9 protein-coding genes are annotated in these 11,897 nt (G+C 70.7%); 5 read left to right on the top strand and 4 right to left on the bottom strand.

The annotated features are described in order from the left end of the window. Positions 1–35: 35 nt before the first annotated feature. From K377_RS10655 to K377_RS10645, 3 genes are all read right to left on the bottom strand, one after another. Complete coding sequence (locus K377_RS10655) at positions 36–254, bottom strand: DUF6458 family protein (protein WP_111662977.1); 219 nt, start codon at positions 252–254, stop codon at positions 36–38. Positions 255–355: 101 nt separating this feature from the next. Then, complete coding sequence (locus tag K377_RS10650) at positions 356–1,654, bottom strand: M18 family aminopeptidase (protein ID WP_111662976.1); 1,299 nt, start codon at positions 1,652–1,654, stop codon at positions 356–358. 210 nt (positions 1,655–1,864) lie between these two features. Beyond that, complete coding sequence (locus K377_RS10645; RefSeq protein ID WP_111662975.1) at positions 1,865–3,703, bottom strand: acyl-CoA dehydrogenase; 1,839 nt, start codon at positions 3,701–3,703, stop codon at positions 1,865–1,867. Positions 3,704–3,955: 252 nt separating this feature from the next. Here K377_RS10645 and K377_RS10640 point away from each other — a divergent pair, with 252 nt between their 5' ends. The 3 genes from K377_RS10640 to K377_RS10630 all read left to right on the top strand — a co-directional run bounded on the left by K377_RS10640 (position 3,956) and on the right by K377_RS10630 (position 6,739). Further along, complete coding sequence (locus K377_RS10640) at positions 3,956–4,447, top strand: SseB family protein (protein ID WP_111662974.1); 492 nt, start codon at positions 3,956–3,958, stop codon at positions 4,445–4,447. A gap of 151 nt (positions 4,448–4,598) precedes the next feature. After that, positions 4,599–5,567, top strand: coding sequence for a pirin family protein (locus K377_RS10635; protein ID WP_111662973.1), 969 nt, complete (start codon positions 4,599–4,601; stop codon positions 5,565–5,567). A 65-nt stretch (positions 5,568–5,632) separates the two neighbouring features. Continuing rightward, complete coding sequence (locus K377_RS10630; protein ID WP_111662972.1) at positions 5,633–6,739, top strand: AI-2E family transporter; 1,107 nt, start codon at positions 5,633–5,635, stop codon at positions 6,737–6,739. On the opposite strand, the gene K377_RS10625 is transcribed toward K377_RS10630, so the two are convergent. Continuing rightward, positions 6,691–8,895 carry a SpoIIE family protein phosphatase gene (locus tag K377_RS10625; protein ID WP_237551469.1) on the bottom strand — a complete coding sequence of 735 codons (2,205 nt, stop codon included), beginning with the start codon at positions 8,893–8,895 and terminating at the stop codon, positions 6,691–6,693. The two genes, K377_RS10630 and K377_RS10625, sit on opposite strands and share 49 nt — an antisense overlap. A gap of 136 nt (positions 8,896–9,031) precedes the next feature. Here K377_RS10625 and aspS point away from each other — a divergent pair, with 136 nt between their 5' ends. Further along, the gene (gene aspS, locus K377_RS10620) at positions 9,032–10,798 is read left to right on the top strand and encodes an aspartate--tRNA ligase (protein ID WP_111662971.1); all 1,767 of its coding nucleotides are present in this window, start codon (positions 9,032–9,034) and stop codon (positions 10,796–10,798) included. 141 nt (positions 10,799–10,939) lie between these two features. Next, the gene (locus tag K377_RS10615; protein WP_111662970.1) at positions 10,940–11,857 is read left to right on the top strand and encodes an intradiol ring-cleavage dioxygenase; all 918 of its coding nucleotides are present in this window, start codon (positions 10,940–10,942) and stop codon (positions 11,855–11,857) included. Positions 11,858–11,897: the final 40 nt, after the last annotated feature.

Here is an 11,897-nt window from a genome sequence, read left to right as displayed (position 1 = left end):
GTCCAGGATACGGGGGAGCACGGGCGCCGGGTCCGTCAGAGGCGGGGCTCCCGGTCGTCCTCGACCACGGTGGTGTGGCGCGGGGCGAGGCCGCGGCGCCGGCCGACACTGCGGAAGACGACGAGCCCCAACAGGCCGACGATCATCAGGATCCAGCCGACGAGGTCGAGGTTGACGCCCTGCATGTGCCAGTCGGTCGCGAAGGCGAGGATCGCGCCCAGGGCGACCAGGATGATGCAACCTCCCAAACTCATGAGGTTCCTCCCCACAATTCTGTGTGACGCACGGGTACGTGGAAGCCCCGGGTACCCGGGGCTTCCCGCATCACACAGAAGTTCGGAACTCAGCTCTCCAACTAGCCTTCCAGGAAGGCCCAGAGCGCGTTCGCCAGGTGGAACGGGTCGTCCGCGCCGCACAGTTCGCGCACGCTGTGCATGGAGAGGATCGCCGCGCCGATGTCGACGGTCTTGATCCCGTGCCGGGCGGCGGTGATCGGGCCGATCGTCGTGCCGCACGGCATCGCGTTGTTGGAGACGAACGACTGGTAGGGCACGCCCGCCTTCTCGCACGCGGCGACGAACACGGCGCGGCCGACGCCGTCGGTGGCGTAGCGGTTGTTGACGTTCACCTTGAGGATCGGGCCGCCGTTGGCGCGCGGGTGGTGCGTGGGGTCGTGGCGCTCGGCGTAGTTGGGGTGCACGGCGTGCCCGGTGTCGGAGGAGAGGCAGACGGTCCCGGCGAAGGCCCGTGCCCGGTCCTCCGTCGACCCGCCGCGCGCGAAGACGGACCGCTCCAGCACGTTCCCGAGCAGCGGGCCGTCGGCGCCGGTGTCGGACTGCGACCCGTTCTCCTCGTGGTCGAAGGCCGCGAACACCGGGATGTACGGCAGCTCGTCGTGCTTGCTGACCTCGGTGATCGCGGCGGTGCAGGCGTGCACGGACAGCAGGTTGTCCATCCGCGGGCCGGCCACGAGCTCCTTGTCGCGGCCCAGGTAGGCGGGGGCCTCAAGGGCGTACGGCATGAGGTCCCAGCCGGTGATGGAGCCGCGCTCCAGGTCGTACTCGTCCTCGATGAAGGACAGCAGATCGCCCTCGTGGACGTCGCCGCCCAGGCCCCAGATGGGCTGCATGTGGCGCTGCTTGTCGAGCTTCAGGCCGTCGACGTTGACCCCGCGGTCCAGGTGGACGGCGAGCTGGGGCACGCGCAGCAGGGGCCGGTCGATGTCGATCAGGCGCTCGCCGCCGTCGCGCAGGGTGATCCGGCCGGCGAGGCCGAGGTCGCGGTCGAGCCAGGAGTTGAGCAGCGGGCCGCCGTAGATCTCGACGGCGATCTGGCGCCAGCCGTTGCTGCCCATGTCGGGCTGCGGCTTGACGCGCAGGTTCGGGGAGTCGGTGTGGGCGCCGACGATCCGGTACGGGGTGTGGGGCTTCGCTCCCCGCGGGACGTACCAGGCGATGATCGCGCCGCCCCGCGTGACGTACTTTCCACCGGTCTCGCCGTCCCAGGCGTCGGTCTCGGCGACCTGCTTGAATCCGGCCTTCTCCAGGCGGGCGGCTGCCGTGGCCACGGTGTGGTACGGGGTGGGGCTTGCCGCGAGGAAGGTCATCAGGTCGTCGGTGTGGCCGCGGTCGAAGGGGCCGGTGGATGTGCTCATGCCGCCAGGGTAGTGCGGCTCCCTGAGCGCCCGCTTCTCGCGCCCCCGGCCGCCGTTTCGGCCGGCCGGCCCCTGGCTGGTTCTTCGGAAGCGGCCACCGGCCCGCACACGACGAACAACCCAGGGGCGCGGGGAACTGCGCGACGAGGCCCGTCGGCTCTCCGGGCGGGAGGGGCGACGGGCCTCGGGGGAGGGTCGGGGTGGCGGGGTCTAGAAGGCGGCCTCGTCGAGGGTCATGACGTCCAGGCCCGTCTCACTGGTGCCCTGCGCCAGCTTGCGCGCGCCGGTGACCCCGGGCAGGACGTTCGCCGCGAAGAACTTGGCGGCGGCGACCTTGCCCTGGTAGAACGCGGCGTCCTTGCCGGAGACCCCGGAGGAGAGACGCTCGGCGGCGACGGCGGCACCCTTGAGCAGCAGGTAACCGACGACGACGTCACCGGAGGCCATCAGCAGACGGGTCGTGTTCAGGCCCACCTTGTAGATGTTCTGGGCGTCCTGCTCGGTGGCGGCCAGATCGGTGAGCATGACGCCCACGATGGCCTCCAGCTCGACGGCGGCCTTGGCCAGCGACTCGCGGGCCCCGGCCAGCTCGTCGCCGCCGGTCTCCACGGCGAGGAACTTCTTGATCTCCTCGGCCAGACCGTTCAGCGCGGCGCCCTGGTTGCGGACGATCTTCCGGAAGAAGAAGTCCTGGCCCTGGATGGCCGTGGTGCCCTCGTAGAGCGTGTCGATCTTGGAGTCCCGGATGTACTGCTCGATCGGGTACTCCTGGAGGAAGCCGGAGCCGCCGAAGGTCTGGAGCGACTGCGCGAGCTGCTCGTAGCCCTTCTCGGAGCCGTAGCCCTTCACGATCGGCAGGAGCAGGTCGTTCAGCGCGTGCTCGGCCGAGGCGTCCTCGCCCGAGGCCTCCTTGACCTGGATCGCGTCCTGCACCGAGGCGGTGTAGAGGACGAGCGAGCGCATGCCCTCCGCGTACGCCTTCTGCGTGAGCAGCGAGCGGCGCACGTCCGGGTGGTGCGTGACGGTGACCTTGGGCGCGGCCTTGTCGCCGAAGGCGGCGAGGTCGGAGCCCTGGACGCGCTCCTTGGCGTACTCCAGCGCGTTCAGGTAACCCGTCGACAGCGTCGAGATGGCCTTCGTGCCGACCATCATGCGGGCGAACTCGATGATGCGGAACATCTGGCGGATGCCGTCGTGCTTGTCGCCGATCAGCCAGCCCTTGGCGGGGTGCTGGTCGCCGAAGGTCATCTCGCAGGTGTTGGACGCCTTGAGGCCCATCTTGTGCTCGACGTTGGTCGCGTACACGCCGTTGCGCTCGCCCAGCTCGCCGGTCTCCCAGTCGAACTCGAACTTCGGGACCAGGAAGAGGGAGAGGCCCTTGGTGCCGGGGCCGTGGCCCTCGGGGCGGGCGAGGACGTAGTGGAGGATGTTCTCCGACATGTCGTGCTCACCGGACGTGATGAACCGCTTCACGCCCTCGATGTGCCACGAGCCGTCCTCCTGCTGCACGGCCTTGGTGCGGCCGGCGCCGACGTCCGAACCGGCGTCCGGCTCGGTCAGCACCATCGTCGAGCCCCACTGCTTCTCGACGGCGATCTCGGCGACCTTCTTCTGCGCCTCGTTGCCCTCCTCGAAGAGGATGCCGGCGAAGGCGGGGCCGGAGGAGTACATCCAGATCGCCGGGTTGGCGCCCAGGATCAGCTCGGCGAAGGCCCAGATCAGGGAGCGCGGGGCGGTGGTGCCGCCGATCTCCTCGGGCAGGCCCAGGCGCCAGTACTCGGAGTCCATGAAGGCCTTGTAGGACTTCTTGAAGGTCTCCGGGACCGGCGCGGTGTTCGTCTCCGGGTCGAAGACCGGCGGGTTGCGGTCGGCGTCCGCGAAGGACTCGGCCAGGTCGTTCTCGGCGAGACGCGTGGTCTCGCTCAGGATGCTCTTGGCGGTCTCGACATCCATCTCCGCGAACGGGCCGGAGCCGTACAGCTTGTCGCGGCCGAGCACCTCGAAGAGGTTGAACTCGATGTCGCGGAGATTCGACTTGTAGTGCCCCATGGCGACGGCTCCGTAAAGACTCGGGAGGGAGGGCCGACCGCGGCCGACCTCATACGCATACCAACTAGTAACCCCAGGATGCTACCCGTCGGTAATAAGAATCAACCCCTGTGGGGCCAACTGTGACGGAACGCTCCGCCACGCCTGCCGGGCGCGTGCGGGAATTCCACCACCGACGGGCCCTGCGAGTCCGGCGGTTCGCCGAACCGGGTCCGCCCCACCGAGCCGCCCGCCCTCGGTACCCTTGCCCCCATGTACGGATACGAGCGGGCCCCGGGCGGGGCGGGCGGTCAGCAGCAGTACGCACCGCCGCAGCAGGGCATGCCCCCGCAGGCCGGCATGGGCGGATACGGGCAGCAGGCGCCGCCGCTGTACCCGGAGCCGTCGCCGCCGTCGCTCGCCGACGCGGTCCGCGCGTTCACCACGGGCTCGATGTCCGCCGAGGACTTCCAGCAGATCTTCGCCTCGTCGAAGGTCTACTGCCCCCGCGGCGACACCCCGGGCTTCCTGGCGCTGCACAACACCCAGCAGCCCGTGATCCCGATGTTCACCACGCTCAAGGAGCTGCGCCGGTACGCCGGCAAGGAGTCCAAGTACTTCGTCATCACCGGCGCCGAGGTGATCGACCTGCTGCCCACCGGATACGGCTTCGTCCTCGACATGGAGGGCGAGCACCGGATGGTCTTCGACGCGAAGGCGGTCGAGCAGATGGTCGACTTCGCCATGCGCCGGATGTACGGCTGAGCCACGCGCGGCCGAGCGCCCGGACCCGCACTCGACACCCCGCACCCACAACGCCCGGAGGGAATGCCCTCCGGGCGTTCGGCGTTCTGAGTGGCAGAAAGTTCTACGTTCAACTAATATCGAGGCACGAGGAACCGAGGAGGTCCCCAAAATGCCCGCTGTGACCGTCGAGAACCCGCTGACCCTGCCCCGTGTGGCCGCGCCGTCCGACGCCGTGGCGCGCCCCGTGCTCGCCGTGACGACCGCGCCCACCGGCTTCGAGGGCGAGGGCTTCCCGGTGCGCCGCGCGTTCGCCGGGATCAACTACCGCCACCTCGACCCGTTCATCATGATGGACCAGATGGGCGAGGTGGAGTACGCGCCCGGAGAGCCCAAGGGCACGCCCTGGCACCCGCACCGCGGCTTCGAGACCGTCACGTACATCATCGACGGGACCTTCATCCACCAGGACAGCCACGGCGGTGGCGGCACCATCACCAACGGCGACACCCAGTGGATGACGGCCGGCTCGGGCCTGCTGCACATCGAGGCGCCGCCGGAGTCGCTCGTCATGTCCGGCGGTCTCTTCCACGGCCTCCAGCTGTGGGTGAACCTGCCCGCCAAGGACAAGATGCAGAACCCGCGCTACCAGGACATCCGCGGCGGCCAGGTCAAGCTGCTCACCACCGCCGACGGCGGCGCGCTGCTCCGCGTCATCGCCGGTGAGTTCGACGGCCACGAGGGCCCGGGCATCACGCACACGCCGATCACGATGGTGCACGCCACCGTCCGCCCCGGCGCCGAGGCCACCCTGCCCTGGCGCGAGGACTACAACGGCCTGGTGTACGTCCTCGCCGGACGCGGCACCGTGGGCACCGACCGCCGGCCCGTCCACATGGGGCAGACGGCCGTGTTCGGCGCCGGCTCGTCCCTGACCGTGCGGGCCGACGAGTCCCAGGACTCGAACACCCCCGACCTGGAGGTCGTGATCCTGGGCGGACAGCCGATCCGTGAGCCCATGGCGCACTACGGCCCGTTCGTGATGAACACCAAGGCCGAACTCCAGCAGGCCTTCGACGACTTCCAGGCCGGCCGCCTGGGCGTCGTCCCCAGCTCGGAGCGGCTGCCGCACACCAGCTGACAGCACGTCACCCGCGTGGCCCCGCCCGGAAGGTCGGGGCCACACGCGCGTGATGGCCTGGGAACGTGCAGACGACCCGACAGCCCCAGGACCCGCCCCCGGGCACCCCGCTGCTGCCCGAGGCAGCCCGGCGCACCGCCGCCTGGTGCGCGGTGGCCCTGCTCGTCACCGGCGTCGCCGCCGTCGCCGTCTGGCTCTGCATCGTGTTCAAGTCGGCGGTCACCCCCGTCCTGCTCGCGCTGCTCGGCACCGCGCTGCTCGCCCCCGTCTTCGAGTGGCTGAACCGGCGCAAGGTGCCGCGCGCCCTCGCCGCCGCGCTGACCTGCGTCGCCCTGATCGCCGTCGTCGGCGGCGCCGGGTACATCGTGGTCAAGGCGCTCATCGACACCGGCGACCAGATCGTCGACTCCGTCCAGGACGCGGGCGACTGGATCCGCGCGCACTTCGGGCTCTCCGGCGCCGACGACCTCGGCAATGTCGCCGACAACGCCAAGAGCCTGATCTCCAAATGGGGCTCCAGCCTGGCCGGCGGGGTGCTGACCGGGCTGTCGGTCATCGGCTCGCTCCTCGCGACCTCCGTCCTCGCGCTGCTGCTCACCTTCTTCTTCCTGAAGGACTCCAACCGCGCGGCGGGCCTCGCCCACGCCGTCGCCCCGCGCGGCGCCGGTGAGGTCATCGAGGCGATGGGGCGCCGCGCCTTCGAGGCGGTCTCCGGCTTCATGCGCGGGACGACCCTCATCGCGCTGATCGACGCCGTGTGCATCACCGTCGGCCTGCTGATCCTGGGGGTGCCCGGCGCGGTGGGCCTGGGCGCGCTCGTCTTCGTCGGCGCCTACATCCCCTACCTCGGCGCCACCATCTCCGGCGCCGTCGCCGTCCTCGTCGCCCTCGCCGACCGGGGCTTCGTCATCGCCCTGTGGACGCTCGGGGTGATCCTCGCGGTGCAGCAGCTGGAGGGGCACATCCTCCAGCCCATGATCCAGTCGCGCACGGTGCAGATGCATCCGGCGCTGGTGATGCTGGCGATCGCCGCCGGGGCCTCCGTCGCGGGCATCCTCGGGATGCTGCTCGCGGTGCCGCTGACGGCCGCCGCGTTCGGCATCATCGGAGAGCTGAGGAACCGCTACGCGAGCCCGTCCGAGCCCGCTGTTTCACGTGAAACCGCCGATTGAGTGACATCAGGCCGAGCGGCACCCGGCTCGGCGAGATCCGGCTCGGCCGGGTCCGACGGCTCGTACAGCTCGAACCAGATGCTCTTGCCCTCGCCCCGCGGGTCGACGCCCCACTTCTGGGCGAGCAGCTCCATCAGGACCAACCCGCGCCCGGAGGAAGCGAGTTCGCCGGGCCTGCGCTTGTGCGGCAGGTCGTCCGAGGCGTCGGCCACCTCCACCCGCAGGCGGCGCGGCCCCTCGCAGCCGCGGCCGACCTCGGCGACCATCAGGGCGTCGCCGTCGGTGTGCACCAGGACGTTGGTGACCATCTCGGAGACCATCAGCACCGCCGAGTCGACCTGGTCCTCGTCGGTCCAGTCGTGCAGCAGCTCGCGCAGCTGCTGACGGGCGACGGCGATCCGCTCCGGCTCGGCCTGCGCGATGGTCATGGCGGTGCGCCGGGCCGTGATGGGCACCCGCGACGCGGTCGCGCGGCGCAGCAGGAGCAGCGCTATGTCGTCCTCGCGGCGGTCCGCGAGCGGGCCCGTGGTGTGGTGCGAGGGCGGCCCGTGGACCGCCTGGACGAGGGCGTCCGCCAGCAGCTCCAGATCGTCGGCGGGGACCGCCTCCAGCGTCGTACGGATCCGGGACCAGCCGGAGTCGAGATCGTGCCCGCCCGTCTCGATCAGGCCGTCCGTGCAGATCAGCAGCGTCTCGGAGGGTTCCAGGGCGAGCCGGGTCGTCGGATAGTCGGCGTCGGGGTCGATGCCGAGCGGCAGGCCGCCCGCGGTGGGGCGCATCATCACCGTGCCGTCGGCGGTGCGTATGGCGGGGTCCGGGTGGCCTGCGCGGGCGATCTCCAGGGTGCCGGTGACCGGGTCGGCCTCGACGTACAGGCAGGTCGCGAAGCGCAGGTCCGACGGGTCCGCCGTGTCGGCGGTGCCGGCCGTGATCCCGTACAGGAAACGGGAGGCGCGGGAGAGGACCGCGTCGGGGCGGTGGCCCTCGGAGGCGTAGGCGCGCAGCGCGATCCGCAGCTGGCCCATGAGCCCCGCCGCGTGCACGTCGTGGCCCTGGACGTCACCGATGACCAGGGCGATCCGGCCGCTGGGCAGCGGGATCATGTCGTACCAGTCGCCGCCGACCTGGAGGCCGCCGCCGGTCGGGACGTAGCGGGCCGCGATGGTCATGCCCGGGATCTCGGGCCCGATCGAGGGCAGCATCGACTTCTGGAGGCCGTCGGTCAGCTCGCGCTCCGACTCGGCGACCCCGGCCCGGGACAGGGCCTGGGCCAGCATGCGGGCGACGGTGGTCAGCACCGAGCGCTCGTCCGGGGTGAAGGTGACCCGGTAGGCGAAGCCCGCCATCCACGCGCCGATGGTGCGCCCGGCGACGACGAGCGGCAGGAACGCCCAGGACTGCCGGTTGAAGCCGGCCGCGAGCGGCCAGGCCGCCGGGTAGCGGCGCCGGTACTCCTCGGGCGACGAGAGGTACACGGCGCGGCCGGTGCGGCAGACCTCAGCCGCCGGATAGTCGGTGGCCAGGTCCATGTCGGTGAAGGGGCCCTCGGCGCCGGGCTGGTGCCCGTGGTGGCCGATGACGGTGAGCCGGTCGCCCGCGACGCCGAACACGGCGAGGCCGTCGGGGGAGAACCCCGGCATGGACAGACCGGCCGCGACGCGCAGCACCTCCGCCGTGGAGTCGGCCTCGGCCAGCGCGCGGCCCGCGTCCAGCAGGAACGCCTCGCGGGAGCGGCGCCAGTCGCCGGTGACGGGGGTGCGGGAGGAGGCGCCGGGCGGCGGCTCCGCGACCTCCTGGAGGGTGCCGACCAGCTCGTACAGGTCCGGGGTGTCGCCGAGCATCACCGGCTTGGAGCGGCTGCGCACGGTGCGGATGACGCGGCCCTGGTCGTCCATGATGCGCAGCCGGGCCTCGGCGAGGGTGCCCTCGGCGACGGCGAGCCGGATGATGCCGTCGATCTCGTTCCAGTCCACCGGGTGGAAGCGGGCGCGGGCGCCGGACTCCGTGAGGGTGGTCGTGTGCGCGGGCAGCCCGACGAGGCGGGCGGCCTCCGCGTCGAAGGTGACCGTGCCCGCCCGGTTGTCCCAGCGCCACAGCCCGGTCGCGAGAGCGGCGAGGACGTCCTCCACCGGAGGGAGGGGGTCACCAGTGCGCATTGCTCCACTCTAGGAAGAGGTGATCGGTCACTGCCACCGAGAGTAGGGAGGAAGCGATCTTCGGGCGGCCGGTACCCTTGGGGAGATCCGGGTTGTCTCCCCGGGAACCCCGAGCGCAAAGGCTGGATGAACGACGATGCATCGGTACAGGTCCCACACCTGCGGCGAGCTCCGCGCCTCTGACGTCGGCTCCGACGTCCGGCTGAGCGGCTGGCTGCACAATCGCCGAGACCTGGGCGGCATCCTCTTCATCGATCTGCGCGACCACTACGGCATCACGCAGCTCGTCGCCCGCCCCGGCACCAAGGCCGCCGAGGTCCTCGACAAGCTCACCAAGGAGACGGTCGTCCGCGTGGACGGCAAGGTCGTCTCCCGCGGCGCGGACAACGTGAACGGCGAGCTGCCGACCGGCGAGATCGAGATCGAGGCCGCCGAGGTCGAGGTCCTGGGCGCGGCCCAGCAGATCCCCTTCACGATCAACGCGGACGACGGCGTGAACGAGGAGCGGCGCCTGGAGTACCGCTTCCTCGACCTGCGCCGCGAGCGCATGCACAAGAACATCATGCTGCGCAGCGCGGTCATCGCCTCGATCCGTTCGAAGATGGTCGCGCTCGGGTTCAACGAGATGGCGACGCCGATCCTCGCCGCGACCTCCCCCGAGGGCGCCCGCGACTTCGTCGTCCCGTCCCGTCTGAACCCCGGCAAGTTCTACGCCCTGCCGCAGGCCCCGCAGCAGTTCAAGCAGCTGCTGATGATCTCGGGCTTCGACCGCTACTTCCAGATCGCGCCGTGCTTCCGCGACGAGGACGCGCGCGCGGACCGCTCGCCGGGCGAGTTCTACCAGCTCGACGTCGAGATGAGCTTCGTGGAGCAGGAAGACGTCTTCCAGCCCATCGAGAAGCTCATGACGGAGATCTTCACGGAGTTCGGCGGCGGCCGCGAGGTCACGAGCCCGTTCCCGCGCATCCCGTTCCGCGAGTCGATGCTGAAGTACGGCAACGACAAGCCGGACCTGCGCGCCAAGCTGGAGCTCGTCGACATCACCGACGTGTTCGAGGGCTCGGAGTTCAAGGCGTTCGCGGGCAAGCACGTGCGCGCCCTTCCGGTGCCGGACACCGCCTCGCAGTCCCGCAAGTTCTTCGACGGCCTCGGTGACTACGCGGTCGAGCAGGGCGCGAAGGGCCTGGCCTGGATCCGCGTCGGCGAGGACGGCACGTTCGCGGGCCCGATCGCCAAGTTCCTCACCGAGGAGAACGTCAAGGTCCTCACCGACCGCCTCGGCCTGAAGGCCGGTCACGCCGTGTTCTTCGGCGCGGGCGAGTTCGACGAGGTCTCCAAGATCATGGGCGCCGTCCGCGTCGAGGCCGCCAAGCGCGCCGGCCACTTCGAGGAGGGCGTCTTCCGGTTCTGCTGGATCGTCGACTTCCCGATGTACGAGAAGGACGAGGAGACCGGCAAGATCGACTTCTCCCACAACCCGTTCTCCATGCCGCAGGGCGGTATGCAGGACCTGGAGGAGAAGGACCCGCTCGACATCCTGGCCTGGCAGTACGACATCGTCTGCAACGGCATCGAGCTGTCCTCCGGCGCGATCCGGAACCACGAGCCCGACATCATGCTCAAGGCCTTCGAGATCGCCGGGTACGAGGCCGAGACGGTCGAGGCCGAGTTCGCGGGCATGCTCCGCGCGTTCCGCTTCGGCGCCCCGCCGCACGGCGGGATCGCCCCGGGCGTCGACCGCATCGTCATGCTCCTCGCCGACGAGCCGAACATCCGGGAGACGATCTCCTTCCCGCTGAACGGCAACGCGCAGGACCTGATGATGGGCGCCCCGACCGAGCTGGACGAGACGCGCCTGCGCGAGCTCAACATCCAGCTGCGCAAGCCGGTCGAGAAGAAGTAGCACCGAGCCGCACCCGAAGGGGCCCGGAACCGTACGGACGGTTCCGGGCCCCTTCGCGTACGTACGTGTGGCGGGGCTTCTTATGAAACACACAGCCCCCACCCATCTCGGTGACAGCACCCGTCCCTAGGTTCCTCGCCCATGACGGACAACGAGGTACCTCAAAAGCGTTCTCGTACGGGCGAGTTGACGCGACGTCAGGCCGTGGTCGCCGGAGGCGCGGCGGTCGTGGCGGTGGCCGTCGGCGGTGGCGTCGCCCAGGCCCGGCAGCCCGGCAGGGGCGCGGAGCCCGCGCGGGAGGAGTGCTACCGGCTCACGGCGGAGACCACCGAGGGCCCGTACTACATCGACGCCGACAAGATCCGCCGGGACGTCACCGAGGACCGCGAGGGCATCCCGCTCGCCCTGCGCGTCAAGGTGATCGACAGCGACACCTGCCGCCCGCTGAAGCACGCCGCCGTCGACATCTGGCACTGCGACGCGCTCGGCCTCTACTCCGGCTACGAGGACGCCTCCCAGGGCGGCCCCGGCGGCCCGGGCGGCGGCGAACCCCCCACCGGCACGCCCACCGGGACGCCCACGGGCCCGCCGGGCGGCGGCGCCCCCGGCAAGACCGACCCCACCGACGACAAGCGGTACCTGCGCGGCACCTGGCTCACCGACGCCCACGGACACGTCGATTTCCGCACCGTCTTCCCCGGCTGGTACCGGGGCCGCGCCGTGCACATCCACACCAAGGTGCACGTCGGCGGGAAGATGACCGACAGCGGCTACGAGGGCGGGCACACCTGCCACACCGGCCAGTTCTTCTTCGACGAGACGTCCGTGCTCGCCTCCGCCGAGGTCGACCCCTACGCCACCAACACCACGGAACGCACCACGCTCACCGAGGACACCATCTACGACGGGAGCGGCGTCAGCGGCGGGCTGCTGCGGCTGCGCTACAAGAAGGACGACATCGCGCGCGGGGTCGTCGCGTCCATCACGGTCGGCGTGGACCCGGACGAGACCAACGACGGCGAGGACTGGGTGACGGCCACCGCCACCCCGTCAGCCTGACCGGGGCACGACGAGCCCCGACTCGTACGCCGCCACCACC

Source organism: Streptomyces sp. PsTaAH-137 (assembly GCF_003259365.1).
GTDB lineage: Bacteria > Actinomycetota > Actinomycetes > Streptomycetales > Streptomycetaceae > Streptomyces.
Note: the sequence above shows the minus strand (reverse complement) of the source record. Positions and strands in the feature narration are given on the sequence as shown.

What these genes read in the sequence shown, in the direction of transcription:
- K377_RS10655 (WP_111662977.1), bottom strand. Translation starts at nt 254, where the DNA reads ATGAGTTTGGGAGGTTGCATCATCCTGGTCGCCCTGGGCGCGATCCTC.
- K377_RS10650 (WP_111662976.1), bottom strand. Translation starts at nt 1,654, where the DNA reads ATGAGCACATCCACCGGCCCCTTCGACCGCGGCCACACCGACGACCTG.
- K377_RS10645 (WP_111662975.1), bottom strand. Translation starts at nt 3,703, where the DNA reads ATGGGGCACTACAAGTCGAATCTCCGCGACATCGAGTTCAACCTCTTC.
- K377_RS10640 (WP_111662974.1), top strand. Translation starts at nt 3,956, where the DNA reads ATGTACGGATACGAGCGGGCCCCGGGCGGGGCGGGCGGTCAGCAGCAG.
- K377_RS10635 (WP_111662973.1), top strand. Translation starts at nt 4,599, where the DNA reads ATGCCCGCTGTGACCGTCGAGAACCCGCTGACCCTGCCCCGTGTGGCC.
- K377_RS10625 (WP_237551469.1), bottom strand. Translation starts at nt 8,895, where the DNA reads ATGCGCACTGGTGACCCCCTCCCTCCGGTGGAGGACGTCCTCGCCGCT.
- aspS (WP_111662971.1), top strand. Translation starts at nt 9,032, where the DNA reads ATGCATCGGTACAGGTCCCACACCTGCGGCGAGCTCCGCGCCTCTGAC.
- K377_RS10615 (WP_111662970.1), top strand. Translation starts at nt 10,940, where the DNA reads ATGACGGACAACGAGGTACCTCAAAAGCGTTCTCGTACGGGCGAGTTG.